Raw genomic sequence first — 19,211 nt, 5'->3', positions numbered from 1 at the left:
GCCCACCGCAACGGGCAGTGATCAAAGCATGGATTCTGCCGGGGAGTCACGATTGAATAACACCCATGACGGTTGCTGAAGGAGAGCCGGGAACCACGGTGGCCCGGGTGGAGCAGGACGACGACATCGGCGCCACGGCCGACCTCGGCGCGCTCCAGGACGCGCTGAACGAGGTGCGGCGGGTGATCGTCGGCCAGGACCACATGGTCGAGCGCCTGCTGGTGGCGCTGCTGGCCCGCGGGCACTGCCTGCTCGAAGGGGTGCCGGGTGTGGCCAAGACGCTGGCCGCCGCCACCCTCGCCAATGTGGTCGGCGGCACGTTCGCCCGCATCCAGTTCACCCCCGACCTGGTTCCCAGCGACATCGTCGGCACCCGCGTCTACCATCCGAGCACTGAACGTTTCGACATCGAGCTCGGCCCGGTGTTCGTCAACTTCCTGCTGGCCGACGAGATCAACCGGGCGCCGGCCAAGGTGCAGTCGGCGCTGCTGGAGGTGATGGCCGAACGGCAGGTCACCCTCGCCGGCGTCACCCACCAGCTGCCCCGGCCCTTCGTGGTGCTGGCCACCCAGAACCCGATCGAGTCGGAGGGCGTCTACCCGCTGCCGGAGGTGCAGCGCGACCGCTTCCTGTTCAAGGTCCGGGTCGCCCACCCCAGCGCGCACGAGGAGCTGGAGATCCTGCACCGGATGAGCGTCACCCCGCCGGTGGCGGAGAAGGTGCTCGACCCGGCCCGGCTGCTGGCCCTGCAGCACGCCGCCGAGGAGGTGTCGGTCCACCAGCTGGTCGCCGACTACGTGGTCCGCCTGGTCATGTCCACCCGCAACCCGGCCGAGTACGGGCTGCGCGAGCTGGAGGAGACCATCGAGATCGGGGTCAGCCCGCGCGCCACCCTCGGCCTGGTCGCCGCCGGGCGCGCCCTGGCCCTGCTGCGCGGCCGCGACTACCTGCTCCCCGACGACGTGCGGGACGTGGCGGTGGACGTCATGTCGCACCGGCTCATGCTCACCTTCGACGCCCTCGCCGACGGCATCGAACCCGAGGACGTGGTCCGCCAGATCCTGCTGTCGGTGCCGCCGCCGCTGGTCGTCTGGAACCAGGGCCAGCGGTGACCTCCCGCTCACCGGACGCCGCGCTCCGGCGCCTGGAGCTGACCGTGGTGCGCCGCCTGGACGGGCTGCTCCAGGGCGGCCACCAGGGCCTGCTGCCCGGCCCCGGCAGCGAGATCGGCGACACCCGCGTCTACGTGCCCGGCGAGGACGACGTGCGGCGCATGGACTGGGCGGTCACCGCCCGCACCACCGTCCCGCACGTCCGCGACCTGATCGCCGACCGCGAGCTGGAGACGTGGGCGCTGGCCGACCTGTCGGCCAGCATGGACTTCGGCACCGCCGGCACCGACAAACGTTCCCTAGTGGTGGCCGCCGTCGGCGCCATCGGCTTCCTGGCCAGCCGTGTCGGCGACCGCTTCGGCGCGTACGTGATGCACGGCGAGGAGGTCCACCGCTACCCGGCCAGGCCCGGCAGGCCCGCCCTGTTCGGCCTGCTCAAGTCGCTCACCGAGGCCCCCCACGACGCCGGCTCCACCGATCTGGGCGGCGCGATCGAGCTGATGGCCGCCGCGCACCGCAGGCGCGGCATGCGGGTCGTGATCTCCGACTTCCTGGACGCCCCCGACACCTGGGAACGGCCGATCCGGCGGATGGCCGCCCGCCAGCAGGTGCTCGCCGTCGAGATCATCGACCCGCGCGAGCTGACCCTCCCCGACGTCGGCCAGATCACCCTGGTGGACCCGGAGACCGGCCACTCCCGCGACATCCACCTGTCCCGGCGGCTGCGCGAGCGCTACGCCGAGGCCGCCGCCGCCCAGCGGGAGGCCAACCGGGTGGCGCTGCGCCGCAGCGGCGTCGCCCACCTGGTGCTCCGCACCGACCGGGACTGGGTCTTCGACATCGCCCAGTTCGTCCTGCGCCAGCGGCGGACCGCGCACCTGATGGCCCGGAGGGCACGCGTATGATCTTCCTGTCCCCCGCCTGGCTCTGGCTGTTCGCCGCCCTCGCCGGCCTGGTCGCGCTCTACGTGGTGATCCAGCTCACCCGCCGCAAGTACGCGGTGCGCTTCACCAACCTGGCCCTGCTGGCCCTGGTCGCGCCGGAGAAGCCCGGCTGGCGGCGGCACGTGGCCGCCGCGCTGTTCTTCGTCATGATGAGCCTGCTGGTGCTCGGCGCGGCCCGCCCGGCCGACGCGGTCCGGGTGCCCAGGGACCGGGCCACCATCATGATCGCGATCGACATCTCGCTGTCCATGGAGGCCGCCGACGTGCCGCCGACCCGGATGATCGCCGCCCGGCAGGCCGCCGAGACGTTCGTCCAGGAACTGCCGGAGCGCTTCAACGTGGGCGTGGTCTCCTTCGCCCGCTCGGCCGCCGTCGCCATCCCGCCCACCACCGACCACGCCGCCGTCGTCAACACCATCAGGAACCTGAGCACCCGCCCCGGCACCGCCATCGGCGAGGCCGTCTTCAACTCCCTGGACGCGATCCGCTCCTTCGACCAGCAGGCCGTCACCGACCCGCCGCCGGCCGCGATCGTGCTGCTCTCCGACGGCGACAACACCTCCGGCCGCTCGGTCAACGAGGCCATCGAGGCCGCCCTCGCCGGCAAGGTCCCGGTCTCCACCATCGCGTACGGCACGCCCGAGGGAACCGTGGCCATCGACGGCAGGGACGTCCAGGTGCCCGTCAACAAGCAGACCCTCCAGTCGCTGGCCGACGGCACCAGCGGGCGCGCGTACACGGCCGAGTCGGGCAGCGAGCTGCGCGACGTGTACGAGCAGATCGGCACCTCGCTCGGCTACAAGATCGTCCACGAGGAGATCACCCAGCGCTTCATCATCGGCGCCATCCTGGTGGGCCTGCTGGTCGCGGGCTCGGCCCTCATCCTGGGCACCCGCATCCCCTGACGGACCGGCGGGCACCACGGGATTGGTAAGGTTGCTGCGTGTGAGCAACACCGGCGCGCACTACTTCGAGGAGCGTCCGCGGGCCGCGTCCCGGCCGGGGACGGTCAGCCTGATCCTGCCCGACCTGCACCTGCGCCTGGAGACCGACCGCGGCGTGTTCTCCCCCGACAAGGTGGACCTGGGGACCCGCATCCTGCTGGAGTCGGTGCCCGCGCCGCCCGCCGAGGGCGACCTGCTGGACCTGGGCTGCGGCTACGGGCCGATCGCGCTGACCATGGCCTCCCGCGCGCCCGGGGCGACCGTCTGGGCCGTCGACGTCAACCGCCGCTCGGTCGAACTGACCGCCCGCAACGCCGCGAGCGCCGCCCTTGACAAAGTAAGGTCAGTGCACGTGGACGAGGTGCCGCCGGACGTCCGGTTCCGCGCCATCTGGTCCAACCCGGCCATCCGGATCGGCAAGGCCGCCCTGCACGAGATGCTGACCCGCTGGCTCGACCGCCTCACCCCCGACGGGGTCGCCTACCTGGTCGTGCAGAAACACCTCGGCTCCGACTCGCTCCAGCGCTGGCTGACCGAGCAGGGCTGGCACGCCGGCCGCCACACCTCCCGAGCCGCCTACCGAATCCTGAAGGTGACCCCGCGATGAGCACGCCCAACCCGCGCCGCCAGCTCCGGCCGACCGACGTGAAGCGGCTCAACCGCACCTGGCGCCGCGGCACCGAGGCCCGCCTGGCGCTCATCCTGGAGTCGGTCACCGGCCCCTTCAACATCGGCTCCATCTTCCGTACGGCCGCCGCCTTCGGCGTGGACACGGTCTGGCTGGCCGGCAACGCCACCCCGCCCACCAACCCGAAGGCCCAGAAGACCGCCCTCGGCACCGACCGCCTGGTGGCCTGGCACGAGGCCGTGCCCGCCGCCGAAGCCGTCAAGCTGGCCAAGGAGGACGGCTACCGCGTCGTCGCCGTGGAGCTCACCGGCGACGCCAAGCCGCTGCACGAGACCGACCTCACCGGCGACGTCTGCCTGGTCGTCGGCAGCGAGGACCACGGCTGCTCCCCCGCGCTGCTGGAAGCCTGCGACGGCGTCGCCTACATCCCCCAGGTCGGCAGGGTCGGCTCCTTCAACGTCTCCATCGCCGCCGCCATCGCCGTGGCGGAGGCCCGCCGCCAGGAGTGGACCTCCCGCGCGCCCGGCTGAAGCCCGCCCTTCACCCGCCGGACTCCTGGCGATCACCTGATCGCGCGATCGGCGATCTAATCTCCGGGGTGCCCCAAGCCAGGAGCACGAGGAGCGTCGCATGTTCTTCCGGCGTACAAGCTTCACGGCGGTCGCCGCCGGTGTGGCCGCCGTACTTGTCACCATCAGTCTTTCCACCGGAGTGGCCGGCGCGGCCACCACCACGTTCGCGCCGGTCGCGGACACGTACGTGGACAACAGCGCCACGGGCACCAACTACGGCACGTCCGGCCAGCTCGGCGTGGACAACTCGCCGGTGAAGCGCATGTTCCTGCGGTTCACCGTGTCCGGGGTGAGCGGCCCGATCAGCTCGGTCAAGCTGCGGGTGCACACCGACGACGTGAGCGGCTCGGAGAGCGACAGCGGCGGCGTGTTCCGCCGGATGAGCAGCACCACCTGGTCGGAGACGGCCACCACGTGGAACAACCAGCCGTCCATCGACGGCGCCACCCTCGGCACGCTCGGCTCGGTCGCCAGGAACGGGTGGTACGAGGTGGACGTCACCTCGTACGTGACCGGGAACGGGACCTACAGCATCGGCGTGACCTCGCCGAGCAGCAACGGCGCCGACTACGACTCCCGCGAGAGCGGCTCGGGCACGGCCCCGCAGCTGGTGGTCACCACCGGCACGAGCCCGTCCCCCAGCCCCTCCCCGAGCCCATCGCCGGGCGGCGACCCGGTGCTGGTGGGCGCGGGCGACATCGCCAACTCCGGCTCCGGCGACAGCACCACGGCCGCCCTGCTGGACTCCATCCCCGGCACGGTCTTCACCCTCGGCGACAACGTGTACGACAACGGCACGCTCTCCGAGTTCAACACCCACTACGACCCGACGTGGGGACGGCACAAGGCGCGGACCCGCCCGGTGCCCGGCAACCACGACTACAACACCTCCGGCGCGACCGGATACTACGCGTACTTCGGGTCGTCGGCCGGTGACCCGGCCAAGGGGTACTACTCCTACAACCTGGGCTCGAACTGGCACGTGATCGTGCTCAACTCCAACTGCTCCGCGGTCCCGTGCGGGACGAGCTCCGCCCAGGTGACCTGGCTCCGCGCCGACCTGGCCGCCAACACCCGCCCGTGCACGGTGGCCATGTGGCACCACCCGCGCTACACCTCCGGCTCCAACCACGCCCCCAACAGCTCGGTCGCGCCGTTCGTCCAGGCCCTGTACGACGCCAACGCCGACCTCATCCTGACCGGCCACAACCACCAGTACGAGCGGTTCGCCCCGATCAACCCGTCGAACCAGCTCGACAACTCCCGCGGCATCCGCCACTTCGTGGTCGGCTCCGGCGGCGCCAGCCACTACGGCTTCGGCACGATCCTGGCCAACAGCGAGGCGCGCAACAGCGACACCTACGGCGTGCTCAAGCTGACCCTGCGCAGCAACTCCTACACCTGGCAGTTCGTCCCGCAGGCCGGGCGCACGTACAGCGACAGCGGCACCACGAACTGCCACTGACGGTGTACCTGTCCACACTCGGCCGGACGCGTTCCGCCGACGGCTCACGCGGAGCCGTCGGCGGGACCGTCCTCGCCCTCGGCGCGGTCAGCCTGGTCACCGACGTCTCCGCCGAGATGATCACGGCCGTCCTGCCCCTGTACCTCGTGATCGGCCTCCAGTTCAGCCCCGCCGCGTACGGCCTGATCGACGGCCTCTACACCGGCGCGACCGTGCTGCTGCGGCTGGCGGGCGGCCACCTGGCCGACCGGATCAGCCGCCACAAGGCGGTCGCCGGCGCCGGCTACCTCCTGTCGGCGCTGGCCAAGCTCGGGCTGCTCGCGGCCGGCACGTCCGCCCCCCTGATCGGCCTGGCCATCACCGCGGACCGGGCCGGGAAGGGCCTGCGCACCGCGCCCAGGGACGCCCTGATCACGCTCACGGAGCCGCCGGAACGCCTGGGCACCGCCTTCGGCGTGCACCGGACCATGGACGCCACCGGCGCGTTCCTGGGGCCGCTGGCGGCCGTCGGCGTGCTCGCCCTGGCGGGCGGCGCGTTCGGTCCCGTCTTCCTGGCCAGCTTCTGCGTCGCGCTGCTCGGCGTGCTCATCCTGGCCCTGTTCGTCCAGGACGTGCGCCTGCCCGCGCCCCGCGAGCGCAAGCCCGCCCTGTCCCAGTGGCGGGAGGCCCTCGCCCCGGCCAGGTCGCGGCTGCTGCCGGCCGCGTGCCTGCTCGGCCTGGCCACCGTCGGCGACGGCTTCGTCTTCCTGCTCCTGCAGCGCCGTACCGACCTGGGCCTCGGCTGGTTCCCGCTGCTCGCGGTCGGCACCAGCCTGGCCTACCTGCTGCTGGCCGCGCCCCTCGGCCGCCTGGCCGACCGGTTCGGCCGCCTCCGCGTGATGATCTCCGGCCACGCCTGCCTCGTCGCCGTCTACCTCCTGCTGGACGGCCCGCTCGGCGGCTGGCCCCTGCTGGTCCTCATCCCCCTCCTGTACGGGACGTTCTACGCGGCCACGGACGGGATCCTGATGGCCATGGCCGGCGCGGTCCTGCCGCCGGAGCTGCGCGCCACCGGGCTGGCGCTGATCCAGAGCGGCCAGGCCCTGTCCTACCTCGTCTCGTCGGTCCTGTTCGGCCTGGCCTGGCAGGCGTGGGGTCCCGGCCCGGCCTGCCTGGCCGCCGCGGCGGCCGCCGCCGTCGTGCTCCCCGTCGCCGTGCTGCTGCTCAGGAGGAAGCCGTGACCTCGCTCCGCAGACGTCTCATCGTCACCGTGCTGGCGACCGTGGTCCTGGCCGGGATCGCCCTCGGCTACGCCGCGCTGGCCCCCAGCGCCGCCGCCCCCGCCCCGTCCGGCGTGGCGGCCGGCTCCCCGCTCGGCTCGGGGCCGCGCCTCCAGGTGCTCACCAACGGCCTGCTCTCCACCGTGACGCGCGCCGACCCGGGCGGGCCGCGCGAGGTCACGGCCGTGCGCTGCGACCGCGCCCACGCCGCCGCCGGGACCGTCGCCTGCCTCACCCCGGCCCAGGCGCTCACCGCGACCAGCCTGGTGGTCATGGACTCCGCGCTCAGGCCGCGCACCACGATCCCGCTCACCGGGTTCCCCAACCGGCTGCGGGTGTCGGCCAGCGGCCGCATGGTCGCCTGGACCCTCTTCATCGACGGCCACTCCTACGCCACCACCGGCTTCTCCACCCAGACCGGCGTGCTCGACACCCGGACCGGCAGGACCGTGAAGTCCCTGGAGGAGTTCGCGGTCACGCTGGACGGCAGGCCGTACCGGAACGCGGACGTGAACTTCTGGGGGGTGACCTTCACCGCGGACGACAACCGGTTCTACGCGACGCTGTCCACCGGCGGGCGCCGCTACCTGGTCGAAGGCGACTTCGCGGCCGGAACCGTACGCACGCTGCGCGACAACGTGGAGTGCCCGTCGCTGTCCCCCGACGGCTCCAGGATCGCCTTCAAGGCGGCCATCGGGGCCGACCCGGCCCAGGGCTGGCGGCTGTCGGTGCTGGAGGTCGCCGGCGGGCGGATCACGCCGCTGGCCGAGACCCGCAGCGTCGACGACCAGCCCGCCTGGCTGGACGACCGGACCGTCGCGTACGCGCTGCAGACCGGGGACGGCACCAACAACACCTGGTCGGTCCCCGCCGACGGGAGCGGCACGCCCGTCCTGCTGGTGCCGGGGGCGAACTCCCCCGCCGTCCTGGCATGACCCTCGGGTCAGAGCGGGATCTCGGCGGGCGGCGGGCCCAGGATCTCGATGCCGTGCCGGGCCGCGATGGCCACGATGTCCGCCGGGTCCTCGGGCTCGGGATCCGGCAGGCTGCGCGCCCGCGCCGGCCGCCCGGCTTCGGCGATGAAGCGCTCGAACCCCGACGGCGTGGCGATCAGCAGCGCGTGCAGCGGCTCGCCGGGGCCGACCAGGAACGTGTGCGGCAGGCCGACGGGCAGCAGGACGAAGTCGCCGCGCCCGGCCTCGAACCGCTCGCCGCCGCACTGGAACCTGGCGGTCCCCGAGACCAGGTAGAACAGTTCGTCCTCGACGCTGTGCACGTGCAGCGGCGGCGCGAACCCGGGGGCGTGCACGAACTCGACCACCGTGGCGTGCCCCTGCGTCCGGGCGCCGGTCGTCTTGACCGTGACGAGGTTGCCGATGAACCAGATCGTGTCCCCCTCGCCCGCTCGCCGAATGTAGGGGTGACTCATCGTCGCCTCACCTCCGCTTACAGTGACATTTCAGCGATATTCCCGACGTTACCGGCCGTGCCCCGGTGCTCTGCCGAGTCCTGAGTGGTCATTGGTCCAGACGTGACCCAAACGTTCACCTCCGCGCGCTGACGGCGAGCCCTGACAAACGGCATACTCCACTCGTGCGGCGGCGTTTCCCGTTTCTGGAGCATCCCGGGCCATTGGCGTTCGCCCATCGGGGCGGGGCGGCCGAGGGCCGCGAGAACACCATGGCCGCGTTCGAGCGGGCCGTCGACCTGGGCTACTCCTATCTGGAGACCGACGCGCACGCGACGGCCGACGGCGTGCTGCTGGCCTTCCACGACCACACCCTCGACCGGGTGACCGACCGGACCGGCCGGATCTCCGAGCTGCCCTACCGGGAGGTGGCCAAGGCCAGGATCGGCGGCGTGGACGAGATCCCGCTGCTGGAGGACCTGCTCGGGACCTGGCCGGACGTGCGGGTCAACATCGACGTCAAGGAGGCTCCCGCGATCGAGCCCCTGGCCGCGGCGCTGGACCGGCTCGGCGCGCACGACCGGGTCTGCCTGACCTCCTTCTCCGACCAGCGGCTGGCGCGGGCCCGGCGGGCGGTCGGCGCGCGCGTGTGCTCCGCGCTCGGCCCGCGCGGCGTCGCGGCCCTGCGGACCGCCGCCATCGGCTCCGGGTACGGCAGGCTCCTGGCCGGCCTGGCCAGGACCGGCGTGCCCTGCGCCCAGGTGCCCATCGGGGTACGCGGGCTGCGCATCGTCACCCCGGCGTTCATCCGCACCGCGCACGCCATCGGCATGCAGGTGCACGTGTGGACCGTCGACGCGCCCGCCGTCATGGAGCGCCTGCTCGACCTGGGCGTGGACGGGATCATGACCGACAACATCTCCGGCCTGCGCGGCGTGCTGGACGCGCGCGGCCAGTGGCATCCGCGGGAAACCCGGCAACCCTGAGCACCTTAAGTAGGAGAACATGACTGCCCCCCAGGCCCCCCAGGTCATCGACGAGAGCCCGGAAGCCCGCAAGCGGGAACAGCGCGGCTGGTACTGGTACGACTGGGCGAACTCCGCCTTCCCGACGACCGTGCTGACCGTGTTCCTGGGGCCGTACCTGACGGACGTGGCCGAGACGGCGGCGGCCGGCGCGCCGTACATCGACGTGATCGGGTTCGACGTGCGGCCGAGCGCGTACTACTCGTTCGTGGTGGGTGTGGCGGCGATCTTCCAGGTCGTGGTCATGCTGGTCGCGGGCGCGCTGGCCGACCACACCGGGCGCAAGAAGGGCATCATGGCCTTCTTCGCCTACCTGGGGTCGCTGGCCACGCTGTTGATGTGGTTCGTGAGCGGCGGCGCGTACCTGCTCGGCGGGGTGCTGTTCATCATCGCGACCGTCAGCTTCGCCTCCGCGTTCGTGGTCTACAACTCGTTCCTGCCGGAGATCTCCGAGCCGGCCGAGCGGGACACGGTCTCGGCGCGCGGCTGGGGCTTCGGCTACCTGGGCGGCGGCCTGCTGCTGGCGATCAACCTGGGCCTGTTCCTGAACGCCGAGGCGCTCGGCCTGGACGGCGGGACGGCGGCCCGGCTGGCGCTGGCCTCGGCCGGGCTCTGGTGGGGCGGTTTCACGATCATCCCGCTGCTGCGGCTGCGCAACCGGCGCGCGCTGGCCCCCGGCACGGAGAGCGCCTCCCAGGCGGTCGGCCGCAGCCTCTCCCAGCTCGGCCGCACCGTGGCCGACCTGTTCCGGCGCTACCCGCAGACGCTGCTGTTCCTGCTGGCCTACCTGGCCTACAACGACGGCGTGCAGACCGTGATCGCCTTCTCCGCCACGTACGCCGACAAGGAGCTCGGCCTGGACGACACGGTCCGGATCGGCGCCATCCTGATGGTCCAGTTCGTGGCCTTCTTCGGCGCGCTCCTGCTCGGCCGGCTGGCCACCCGCCACGGCACCAAGCGCGTCGTCCTGTACGCCCTGGTCGGCTGGACCGTCGTCGTCGCCGTGGCCTATTTCCTGCCCAAGGGCTCCGCGCTGCCGTTCTTCGCCCTCGGCTTCGCGATCGCCATCGTCATGGGCGGCACCCAGGCCCTGTCCCGCTCCCTGTTCTCGCACGTGATCCCCAAGGGCCGCGAGGCCGAGTACTACAGCCTGTACGAGATCAGCGACAAGGGCGCCACCCTGATCGGCTCCTTCAGCCTCGGGATGGCGCTCCAGCTGACCGACAGCTACCGCTTCGGGATCCTGTCCCTGATCGTGTTCTTCGTGCTGGGCGGCGTGCTGCTGGCCTTCATCAACCTGCCCAAGGCCATCCGGGCCGCCGGCAACGAGGTGCCCGAGCGGATTTAGTGCCGAGCCCGCGCCAAAAAGCGCGATTGGATCACCTCTTGGGTGGGAATCCACACACGGTATCAAGCGTTGTACGCGGTGGAGACCAACCCCTCTAAGGCTGTATCGCTAGGGGGACCTCAGGAGGCTTAGAACATGGGCGAGCGTGCACTTCGCGGTACCCGGCTCGGGGCGACCAGCTACGAGAACGACCGCAACACCGACCTGGCTCCGCGCCAGGAGGTGTCCTACACCTGCCCGAAGGGCCATCACACCACCGTGCCGCTTGCCGCCGAAGCCGAGATTCCGGCGAGCTGGGAGTGCCGCAGCTGCGGCTCTCCGGCCCTCCGGGTGGACGCGGAGCAGCCCCAGCAGAAGAAGGCCAAGCCGCCGAGAACGCACTGGGACATGCTGCTGGAGCGGCGCTCGATCGAGGACCTCGAAGAGGTGCTGAACGAGCGGCTGGCGATTCTCCGGGCGCAGCGGCGCAAGAGCGCGTAGGCAGAGCAGGGACCCTAGGAGACCTCAGGCCGACCCTCGACAAGGCAGAGGGAGAAGGGAAGCCCCCGGGAGATCGTCCCGGGGGCTTCCGCATGACCGGGCCCGAAGTTACGTCGTGTGGTGCGGGACCGGCGCGTGCGACTCGGCGCGGATGATGTGGATCACCGCGTTGATCAGCGCCAGGTGGGTGAACGCCTGCGGGAAGTTGCCCAGCTGGCGGCCGTTGACCGGGTCGATCTCCTCGGCGTACAGGCCGAGCGCGCTGGCGAAGGAGAGCAGCTTCTCGCACAGCCGCCGGGCCCGGCCCAGCTCGCCGATCTCGGCCAGCGCGGAGACCAGCCAGAACGAGCAGATCGTGAACGTGCCCTCCTCGCCGGCCAGGCCGTCGTCGGTCTCCTTGGTGCGGTAGCGCAGCACCAGGTCCTCGACGGTCAGGTCGTCGGCGATGGCCATCACGGTGGCCCGTACCCGCGGGTCGTCCGGCGGCAGGAACCGGACCAGCGGGATGAGCAGCAGCGAGGCGTCCAGCGCGGTGGTGGTGTAGTGCTGCGTGAAGACGCCGTTCTCGCCGACCCCGTTCTCGCACACGTCCGCGTGGATCTCGTCGGCGATCTCCTGCCAGCGCTGCGCCAGCTCCGGCTCCTGCCGCAGCCGGGCCAGCTTGGCGCCCCGGTCCAGGGCGACCCAGCACATGACCTTGGACGAGGTGAAGTGCTTGGGTTCGCCGCGCACCTCCCAGATGCCGCGGTCCGGCTCCCGCCAGTGCACGATGGCGGTCTCCACCTGCCGTTTCAGGATCGGCCAGACGCGCTCGTCGAGCCGGTCCCTGGACTTGATGTGGATGTAGAAGGAGTCCAGGACCGCGCCCCACACGTCGTTCTGGCGGTGGTTGAAGGCGCCGTTGCCGACCCGGACCGGGCGGGCTCCCTCGTAGCCGTGCAGGTGGTCCAGCGTGCGCTCGGTCAGGTCGCGCTCGCCGTCCACGCCGTACATGATCTGGAGTTCTTCGTCGCGTTCCGCCATGTCGGCGATGAACCAGAAGAAGTCGTCGGCCTCCCAGTCGAAGCCGAGCGTGTAGAGGCCCCACAGGGCGAACGTGGAGTCCCTTATCCAGGTGTAGCGGTAGTCCCAGTTGCGCTCGCCGCCCGGGGTCTCCGGCAGCGAGGTGGTGGCGGCCGCGACGAGCGCGCCGGTCGGGGCGAAGGTGAGCCCCTTCAGGGTGAGCGCGCTGCGCTCCAGGTAACGACGCCACGGGTGGTCGGGGATGTCGCCCCGGGCCAGCCAGTGCTGCCAGTGGTGCGCGGTCCACACCAGCCGCTGGTACGCCTCCGCGAACGTGTACGGCGGCTCGTGCTCGGTCCAGCTGAGCGCGCAGAACCGGGTGTCGCCCTCCTTGAGCAGCGTACGGGCCATCGCCCTGCCGCCCTCGAAGCCCAGCCGCATGTCGGTGGTGAGCCGCAGCCGGATGTCCGCGTCGTCGGCCGTGGCCAGGCCCTGGTGGTAGCCGCGGTCGGTGTAGTCCCAGCGGACCGGGCTGCGCCCGTAGTCGAGCACGGGCTCGCAGTCCAGGGTGACCTGGACCTCGCCGCTCACGCACCGGACCGTGCGCAGCAGCACGTGGTCGGCGTCGTAGTCGGTGGGCGCCCGCCGATGCGTGTGCGAGAGCTCACGCTCGTGGTGCCAGGGGCCGATCAGTAAAAGGTCCCTGACGATGATCCAGCCGGTGGGCGTCCCCCAGCTGGTCTCCAGCACCATGGTGCCGGGGAGATAACGCCGTGCGGCCGGCACCATGGTGTCGGCCGGGCCGAGCCGGAACCGTCCGGCGCTGCGGTCCAGGATGGCGCCGAACACGCTCGGCGAATCCAGCCGGGGCAGACACAGCCACTCGATGTTCCCGCTGCTGGCGACCAGCGCGGTTACCTCGCAGTCGGACAGGAATCCGTAGTCGGCTATCGGCGGAAAGGGCGAAGATCCATGAAGCGTGTCCATCTACCGTCCTATCCCCTTGTACATCCCCCAAACGATACGCGGGGGAGGTAGCCGGGGCAGGCGGTCAGGTTTTCGCGATGATCACCGTTCGGCAAAATCGTCGTCATCGACGATCTTCCCGGGGACCACGTTCCCCGGGCGACGGTGATCCTGGGACTCCTGGAAGTCCTGGGGACGGAGGGGATTGTTCAGCAGCGGCCCGTACGGCGAGCGAGCCGACATGGCCTGGACCCGCCGGCCGAGGAACCAGCGCAGGCCGCGCCGGGCCAGCGGCCGGGTGAACGGAAGGATCAGGAAGAATCCGGCGATGTCGGTGATGAAGCCGGGGGTCAGCAGCAGCGCGCCACCGGCGACGATCATGCCGCCGTCGGCCAGCTCCCGTTCCGGCATGCGCCCCGACTGGAGCGCGCTCTGCAGCGCCGCCCAGGCTCTGCGCCCCTCCCGGCGCACCAGCCAGGCGCCCAGCAGGCTGTCCGCGATGAGCAGCCCCACCGTCTGCCAGCCGCCGATCACCTGCCCGATCTGGATCAGCACCCAGATCTCCAGCACGGGCACGACGAGAAACGCCAGGAACAGTCCGATTCGCAGCATCACACGACCTCACTCATACCTAAGCAACGTCGGGGGAACCCTATGCGTTCCAGCGTCCCGGCGCGTGGGTCAGCGTTTGCGCCGCAGCCGCGCCGGCAGGCCGGTCACGCCCCACACCGAGACCCGCCACAGCGCCTCGGTGACCACGCTCCGGCTCATCTTGCTGGCGCCGATCGTGCGGTCCACGAAGGTGATCGGGACCTCGGTGACGCGCAGGCCGTGCCGGACGGTACGGAGGGTCAGGTCGACCTGGAAGCAGTAGCCCTGCGACTGCACGCCCTCAAGGCCGATCTTGCGGAGGGTGCTGGCGCGGTAGGCGCGGAAGCCCGCGGTGGCGTCGCGGACCGGCAGGCCCAGCATGAGGCGCGTGTAGGTGTTGGCGCCGCGGGACAGGAACTCGCGGGAGGACGGCCAGTTGACGACCTTGCCGCCGGGCACCCAGCGGGATCCGATCGCCAGATCCGCCCCCGCGGCCACCGCGTCGAGCAGCTTGACCAGCTCCTCGGGCTGGTGCGAGCCGTCGGCGTCCATCTCCACGAGCACGTCGTAGCCCTCGTCCAGGCCCCACTGGAAGCCGGCGATGTAGGCGGTGCCCAGGCCCTGCTTGCCGGGCCGGTGCAGGACGCGCACGTGCCCGTCCTCGCCGGCCAGCTCGTCGGCGATCTTGCCGGTGCCGTCGGGGCTGTTGTCGTCGGCGACGAGCACGTCCACGTCGGGCAGCGCGGCACGGACCCGGTTCACGATCAGCGGGAGGTTCTCACGCTCGTTGTAGGTGGGGACGATGACGAGCACGCGTCCCGGCATGCGTTCCATTCGACTCCCTTGTCCAGTCCGTCTGCGTGCCCGGCGCCGTGGCCCGGCCTTGCCCGCCCGGCGCGCCTTACCCGCCGTTGTCATCGCACCCGTCCTGTCCGTGATGCCCGTACGGCCCGCGCCGCACCCGCCGCCACAATGGTCGCCGCCGCCCCCATCAATATCAACACCAGCTCCGGCCCCGCGCCGACCCTGGTGGCCAGGGTGTTTCCGGTGCGCACCGGCACGTTCACCACGGTCCGGGCGGGCACCAGCTCCGCGGTCCGCCATTCCACCTTCCCGGCGGGCGAGACGTACGCGGAGATGCCGGTGGTGGCCACCGCGATCACGGACCGGTTGTGCTCGACGGCGCGCAGCTGGGACATGGCCAGCTGCTGCGGCGGCAGGTTGGTCAGCTCGTAGGTGGCGTTGTTGGTCTGCACGACCAGCGGCGACCCCCCGGCCCGCACGGTGCCGCGCACGATCCCGTCGAAGGCCACCTCGTAGCAGCTGACCGCGCCGACGGTGACGGGACCGACCTTCAGGTCGCCGTCCCCGGAGCCGGGCACCGACTGCCGGCCGACCAGGTTGGCCCGCTCGAACAGCGCCAGCACGACCTCCTTGTACGGCGTGAACTCCCCGAACGGCACCAGCTTCTGCTTGTCGTAATAGTCCCCCGGCCCGGTCACCGGATCCCACACGATGCTGCGGGTGGCCCGGGTCTCGGGGCTGACCGAGACCACGGCCCCGACCAGCACCGGCACCCCGATGTCCTTCACGGCCGCGTCGATCGTCTGGTAGGCGGCCCGGTCCCGGTACGGGTCGATGTCGGTGGAGTTCTCCGGCCACACCACGATGTCGGGTCTGGGCTGCTTTCCGGCCCGGATGTCGGCGGCCAGCCGGTGCGTCTCGTCGGCGTGGTTCCTGAGCACGACGGCGGGCTCGTCGCCGGCCCAGCCGAGGCCGCGGCCGGGCACGTTGCCCTGGACCACGCCGACCCGGATGGACCGGCCCTCGTCGCCCGGCCGGGGCACCAGCAGGCCCAGCACGGGCAGCGCCACCGCTCCGGCGAGCACCGCGGCGACCCGGCGGTCCCAGACCGGGCGGGAGACCCCCCGCACGAGCACGTGGGCGATGAGCGCCCCGGTCAGCACGACCGTGAAAGTTACAAGCGGGGCCCCGCCCAGCGCGGCGTGCCCCGTGTACGGCGAGTCGCCCTGGCTGAACGCGATCCGCGCCCACGGGAACCCGCCGACCGGGAACAGGCCGCGGGCCCACTCCTGGGCGACCCACAGGCAGGCCACCCAGAGCGGCCACAGGCGCAGCCGCATGACGAGGGCGGCCGGGACCGCCATGGCCGCCCAGAAAGCGCTCTCAACGCCGACCAGGGCCAGCCACGCGTCATCCCCGATGGGGCGCACCCAGGCGAGGGCGGGGAACAGGAAGGCCGCGCCGCCCAGATAGCCGATCCAGGCCGCGCGGCGCGGACGCGCGCCGTGCAGGGCGGCGAAGAGGAGGGCGACGCCGAGCGGGGCGGTGAACCACCAGCCGATCGGCGGGAAGGCGAGAAAGGCGAGGAGGCCGCCGGCGACGGCGGTGAGCGCGCGCGCCCAGGCGGGCGGACCGGCGTCGCGACCGGGACCCGGCGTCTCTGGCGTCTCGGCACTGCCGGCCGGGTCGCCGACGTCGGGAACAGTCGCGTCACTCAGCACGATAGGACCGTACCCGCGATGAACTGCGGACCCCAAACCACCGGGGGCGTTATGGGCCTGTTCCGGATCAATGGGCCTTGAGTTCTCCTGTGGCCACAGGAGAACTCAAGGCCCATCCCGGCGTTTCGCTCGGGGCACGGGTGCCTTCGTGCCCTTCGTCGTTCGCAGTCCCCCGCACGAGACGGAACAGGACCCCGACGACCCTTCGGACCGGTTCCGTCCCGTCGGCGGCGGGCGCGGAGCTCCGTTGTCTACTGGGTGTCCGGATCCTTCCCGGGTCCAACCCCCCACCCGGTTGGGGTGCCCCGCCTCGACGGAACGTCGGCGCTGCGCCTGGCTGAGCTAACGGACGGGACCTGGTGGTCACGCACCGTCACGGACGCAGAATCCGACGATGTCTGAAGACGGCCAACCGGTCAGTCCCGTGCTGGACTGCGCAGCAAACTACCGACCTCAGCGCAGATGTCAACCGTGTCCCGAACAGCGGGAATACCAAGTTTTCGCAGCTAGGACAGGCCGGGGTGAGCAACCGCGTACGCAGGCGCACCAGTGATGTCGCCCACATCCCGCTATTGCCGCACTACCTGGTGCGCTGATCAAGGCCCGTCAAAACAGACGGCAGGCCGGCGGTGTGCACCACGCCAAGTCGTCGCGTGGCCCGGGTCAGCGCGACGTAAAGGTCGCTGGGGCCGCGCGGGGACTCCTCTAGGATGCGGCCCGGCTCGACGATGACCACCGCGTCGAACTCCAGGCCCTTGGCCTCGGCCACGGTGAGCACCGAAACGGGCGCCTCCAGCGCGGCCAGGCCGGCTCCGACGGCCGCTCCCGGCAGGTCCACCGTCAATCCTTCGGGGACCAGCACGGCGAGCTTGCCGCCGGGCACCTGGCTCTCGGCCACGACCTCTTCGAGCTCGCTCAGGCCGGCCAGGCGGCGCGCCCACGGGGGCTCGCCGCTCTCCCGGACCGACTCGGGGGCCTTGAGGGCCGGGTCGACCAGGGTGAGGACGTCGGCGGCGACGCTCATCAGCTCCACCGGGGTGCGGTAGTTGACCGTCAGCCTGGCCTCCCGCCACCGTCCGGCGGCGTGCGGGTCGAGCACGTTCGCCCAGCTGAGCGCGCCCGCCGTGGAACCGGTCTGGGCGATGTCGCCGACCACGGTCATCGAGCGGGTGGGGCAGCGGCGCATCACCGTGCGCCAGGCCATCGCCGACAGCTCCTGCGCCTCGTCCACGATGACGTGCCCGAACGCCCAGGTCCTGTCCTTGGCGGCGCGTTCGGCGGTGGTGAGGTAGGTCTCCTCGGCCTGCTGCCGGGCGGCGAACCGCTCGGCGTCCATGATGTCGGCCATGCCGGTGAGCTCCAGCACCTCGCGGGCGTAGGCGAGCTGCTGCTCGCGCTCCTCCTCGGCCCGCCGGGCCGCCCGCAGCACGTTCTCGTCGATGTCGCCGAGGAGTTCGGCCGCCTCGTCGAGCAGCGGCACGTCGGCCTCGCTCCACCAGCTCTCCCCCGCCCTGGGCGGCTCGCGCAGCAGCAGCGCGGCCTCGGCCGGGGTCAGCCCGGCGTAGGCGAGCCGCTCGGGCGAGGTGAACAGCCCGATCAGCAGCTGCTGCGGGGTCAGGTAGGGCCACAGGCGGTTCAGCGCGGCCCGTACCGGTTCCTCGGTGCGCAGGTCCTCGCGCAGGTCGGCGAAGTCCTCGTCGTTCAGCATGCCGCGGCCGAGGTGGCGGGCGGCCTGCTTGGTGAGGGCGTTGAGCAGCTGCCGTACGAACACGCCCCGGGCGGCGTTGTGCGGGCGGCGGGACTTGACCGCGCGGGAGCGGGCCACGTCGCAGGCCTGCCGGTCCAGCCTGAGGGTGAACTTGTCGAGTTTGATCTCCACCGTCTGCCGCGGCATGCGCTGCCGGTCCTGTACGGCCCGCGCCACCACCTCCGCCATCCGCGCCGCCCCCTTGAACGCCGCGGCCTCCGGCCGCTCGGGCCGGCGCGCGGTCACCCCCGGGTACAGCTCGGCCACCGTGGACAGCAGCACGTCGGTCTCGCCCAGCGACGGCAGCACCTGCTCGATGTAGCGCAGGAAGGTCGGGTTGGGCCCGAGGATGAGCACGCCCCGGCGTTCCAGCCGGTCCCGGTAGGTGTAGAGCAGGTAGGCGGCCCGGTGCAGGGCCACCACGGTCTTGCCGGTGCCCGGCCCGCCCTGGACGACGAGCACGCCGTTCAGGTCACTTCGGATGATCTTGTCTTGCTCGCCCTGGATGGTGGCGACGATGTCGCGCATCCTGCCCGTACGGGTCTCGCCGAGCGCGGCCAGCAGGGCGGCCTCCCCGTTCAGGGTGGCCCGGTCGGCGTCGGAGAGGCCGTCCAGGTCGAGCAGGTCGTCGTCGATGGTCCGCACGGTCCTGCCCTTGGTGTGCAGGTGGCGGCGGCGGGTGACGCCCATCGGCGCGGCGGGGGTGGCGCGGTAGAACGGCTGCGCGACGGGCGCCCGCCAGTCGATCAGCAGCCGGTGCTGGTCGTCGTCGGACAGGCCCAGCCTGCCGATGTAGAGCCGGGTCTCATCCGGTTCCGCGGCGCCCTCCGCCAGGTCGAGGCGGCCGAAGCAGAGGCCGTTCTCGACCGCCCACAGCCGGGCCAGGCGGGTGGCGTACATGTCCGCGAAGGAGTCGCGCTCCGAGCGGTTCTGGTGGGTTCCGCCCGCGGCGCCCTGGGCCAGGACGCCGTCCAGCTGCCCGCGGGTCCGCACCCGCAGGACGTCGAGACGCTCGTAGAGCTTGGCGACGTACTGCTGCTCGCGGGCAAGCTCGCCCGCCGTTGAATGAGACATAGGCCGCCAGATTCTACCTGGGTGGTCCTGTCTCTCACGACGGGCGAGCCCGCGATCGGCTACGTCGGTTCAGCGCTTTCCGGTCGTCACGGGGAGGTGCAGGTGTAGCCGGTGGGCACCG

General features: G+C 71.8%; 17 protein-coding genes. 11 read left to right on the top strand and 6 right to left on the bottom strand.

Annotated elements, in window-relative coordinates:
- Positions 1–65 precede the first annotated feature (65 nt).
- The 8 genes from Aph01nite_RS24790 (at position 66) to Aph01nite_RS24755 (ending at position 7,859) form a co-directional block, all read left to right on the top strand.
- A complete protein-coding gene (locus tag Aph01nite_RS24790) occupies positions 66–1,112 on the top strand; it encodes an AAA family ATPase (protein WP_204043375.1) in 1,047 nt (348 codons plus the stop codon).
- Positions 1,109–2,017 carry a DUF58 domain-containing protein gene (locus Aph01nite_RS24785; RefSeq protein ID WP_204043374.1) on the top strand — a complete coding sequence of 303 codons (909 nt, stop codon included), beginning with the start codon at positions 1,109–1,111 and terminating at the stop codon, positions 2,015–2,017. The genes Aph01nite_RS24790 and Aph01nite_RS24785 overlap by 4 nt, the downstream gene beginning before the upstream one ends.
- The gene (locus Aph01nite_RS24780; protein WP_204043373.1) at positions 2,014–2,961 is read left to right on the top strand and encodes a VWA domain-containing protein; all 948 of its coding nucleotides are present in this window, start codon (positions 2,014–2,016) and stop codon (positions 2,959–2,961) included. Before Aph01nite_RS24785 ends, Aph01nite_RS24780 begins: the two co-directional genes overlap by 4 nt.
- 40 nt (positions 2,962–3,001) lie before the next feature.
- Positions 3,002–3,607, top strand: a complete 606-nt coding sequence (locus tag Aph01nite_RS24775; RefSeq protein WP_204043372.1) for a class I SAM-dependent methyltransferase — start codon at positions 3,002–3,004, stop codon at positions 3,605–3,607.
- Complete coding sequence (locus Aph01nite_RS24770; protein WP_204043371.1) at positions 3,604–4,158, top strand: TrmH family RNA methyltransferase; 555 nt, start codon at positions 3,604–3,606, stop codon at positions 4,156–4,158. The genes Aph01nite_RS24775 and Aph01nite_RS24770 overlap by 4 nt, the downstream gene beginning before the upstream one ends.
- A gap of 100 nt (positions 4,159–4,258) precedes the next feature.
- On the top strand, positions 4,259–5,665 hold the full coding sequence (locus Aph01nite_RS24765; RefSeq protein WP_204043370.1) for a CBM96 family carbohydrate-binding protein: 1,407 nt from the start codon (positions 4,259–4,261) through the stop codon (positions 5,663–5,665).
- A gap of 2 nt (positions 5,666–5,667) precedes the next feature.
- Entirely contained in the window at positions 5,668–6,885 is a 1,218-nt protein-coding gene (locus tag Aph01nite_RS24760) for an MFS transporter (RefSeq protein WP_204043369.1), read from the top strand.
- Positions 6,882–7,859 carry a TolB family protein gene (locus Aph01nite_RS24755; protein ID WP_204043368.1) on the top strand — a complete coding sequence of 326 codons (978 nt, stop codon included), beginning with the start codon at positions 6,882–6,884 and terminating at the stop codon, positions 7,857–7,859. The genes Aph01nite_RS24760 and Aph01nite_RS24755 overlap by 4 nt, the downstream gene beginning before the upstream one ends.
- An 8-nt stretch (positions 7,860–7,867) precedes the next feature.
- Here the strand turns inward: Aph01nite_RS24755 and Aph01nite_RS24750 are convergent, their stop codons facing one another.
- The gene (locus Aph01nite_RS24750; protein WP_204043367.1) at positions 7,868–8,353 is read right to left on the bottom strand and encodes a cupin domain-containing protein; all 486 of its coding nucleotides are present in this window, start codon (positions 8,351–8,353) and stop codon (positions 7,868–7,870) included.
- A gap of 164 nt (positions 8,354–8,517) precedes the next feature.
- On the opposite strand from Aph01nite_RS24750, the gene Aph01nite_RS24745 reads away from it, so the two are divergent.
- From Aph01nite_RS24745 to Aph01nite_RS24735, 3 genes are all read left to right on the top strand, one after another.
- Entirely contained in the window at positions 8,518–9,318 is an 801-nt protein-coding gene (locus Aph01nite_RS24745; RefSeq protein ID WP_204043366.1) for a glycerophosphodiester phosphodiesterase family protein, read from the top strand.
- A 19-nt stretch (positions 9,319–9,337) separates the two neighbouring features.
- Complete coding sequence (locus Aph01nite_RS24740) at positions 9,338–10,705, top strand: MFS transporter (protein WP_204043365.1); 1,368 nt, start codon at positions 9,338–9,340, stop codon at positions 10,703–10,705.
- A gap of 135 nt (positions 10,706–10,840) precedes the next feature.
- Positions 10,841–11,185, top strand: coding sequence for an RNA polymerase-binding protein RbpA (locus tag Aph01nite_RS24735; RefSeq protein WP_155336694.1), 345 nt, complete (start codon positions 10,841–10,843; stop codon positions 11,183–11,185).
- Between the two features lie 108 nt (positions 11,186–11,293).
- Here Aph01nite_RS24735 and Aph01nite_RS24730 read toward each other — a convergent pair whose 3' ends face one another.
- The 5 genes from Aph01nite_RS24730 to Aph01nite_RS24710 all read right to left on the bottom strand — a co-directional run bounded on the left by Aph01nite_RS24730 (position 11,294) and on the right by Aph01nite_RS24710 (position 19,090).
- Positions 11,294–13,174 (bottom strand): glycoside hydrolase family 15 protein, encoded by a 1,881-nt coding sequence (locus tag Aph01nite_RS24730; protein ID WP_204043364.1) that lies wholly within the window; start codon positions 13,172–13,174, stop codon positions 11,294–11,296.
- 81 nt (positions 13,175–13,255) lie between these two features.
- Positions 13,256–13,765 (bottom strand): FxsA family protein, encoded by a 510-nt coding sequence (locus tag Aph01nite_RS24725; protein ID WP_239161939.1) that lies wholly within the window; start codon positions 13,763–13,765, stop codon positions 13,256–13,258.
- A 69-nt stretch (positions 13,766–13,834) separates the two neighbouring features.
- Positions 13,835–14,578, bottom strand: a complete 744-nt coding sequence (locus Aph01nite_RS24720; protein ID WP_204043363.1) for a polyprenol monophosphomannose synthase — start codon at positions 14,576–14,578, stop codon at positions 13,835–13,837.
- 80 nt (positions 14,579–14,658) lie between these two features.
- Positions 14,659–16,269: an apolipoprotein N-acyltransferase gene (lnt, locus tag Aph01nite_RS24715; RefSeq protein WP_239161938.1), complete on the bottom strand. Its 1,611-nt coding sequence runs from the start codon at positions 16,267–16,269 to the stop codon at positions 14,659–14,661.
- 580 nt (positions 16,270–16,849) lie between these two features.
- A complete protein-coding gene (locus Aph01nite_RS24710) occupies positions 16,850–19,090 on the bottom strand; it encodes a HelD family protein (protein ID WP_204043362.1) in 2,241 nt (746 codons plus the stop codon).
- Between the last annotated feature and the right edge of the window lie 121 nt (positions 19,091–19,211).

It is taken from the genome of Acrocarpospora phusangensis, from assembly GCF_016862995.1.
GTDB classification, from domain to species: Bacteria; Actinomycetota; Actinomycetes; order Streptosporangiales; family Streptosporangiaceae; genus Acrocarpospora; species Acrocarpospora phusangensis.
This window is presented reverse-complemented; position numbering and strand designations above follow the sequence as displayed.

What these genes read in the sequence shown, in the direction of transcription:
- Aph01nite_RS24790 (WP_204043375.1), top strand. Translation starts at nt 66, where the DNA reads ATGACGGTTGCTGAAGGAGAGCCGGGAACCACGGTGGCCCGGGTGGAG.
- Aph01nite_RS24710 (WP_204043362.1), bottom strand. Translation starts at nt 19,090, where the DNA reads ATGTCTCATTCAACGGCGGGCGAGCTTGCCCGCGAGCAGCAGTACGTC.
- Aph01nite_RS24740 (WP_204043365.1), top strand. Translation starts at nt 9,338, where the DNA reads ATGACTGCCCCCCAGGCCCCCCAGGTCATCGACGAGAGCCCGGAAGCC.
- Aph01nite_RS24735 (WP_155336694.1), top strand. Translation starts at nt 10,841, where the DNA reads ATGGGCGAGCGTGCACTTCGCGGTACCCGGCTCGGGGCGACCAGCTAC.
- Aph01nite_RS24765 (WP_204043370.1), top strand. Translation starts at nt 4,259, where the DNA reads ATGTTCTTCCGGCGTACAAGCTTCACGGCGGTCGCCGCCGGTGTGGCC.
- Aph01nite_RS24770 (WP_204043371.1), top strand. Translation starts at nt 3,604, where the DNA reads ATGAGCACGCCCAACCCGCGCCGCCAGCTCCGGCCGACCGACGTGAAG.
- Aph01nite_RS24730 (WP_204043364.1), bottom strand. Translation starts at nt 13,174, where the DNA reads ATGGACACGCTTCATGGATCTTCGCCCTTTCCGCCGATAGCCGACTAC.
- Aph01nite_RS24720 (WP_204043363.1), bottom strand. Translation starts at nt 14,578, where the DNA reads ATGGAACGCATGCCGGGACGCGTGCTCGTCATCGTCCCCACCTACAAC.
- Aph01nite_RS24780 (WP_204043373.1), top strand. Translation starts at nt 2,014, where the DNA reads ATGATCTTCCTGTCCCCCGCCTGGCTCTGGCTGTTCGCCGCCCTCGCC.
- Aph01nite_RS24725 (WP_239161939.1), bottom strand. Translation starts at nt 13,765, where the DNA reads ATGCTGCGAATCGGACTGTTCCTGGCGTTTCTCGTCGTGCCCGTGCTG.
- Aph01nite_RS24750 (WP_204043367.1), bottom strand. Translation starts at nt 8,353, where the DNA reads ATGAGTCACCCCTACATTCGGCGAGCGGGCGAGGGGGACACGATCTGG.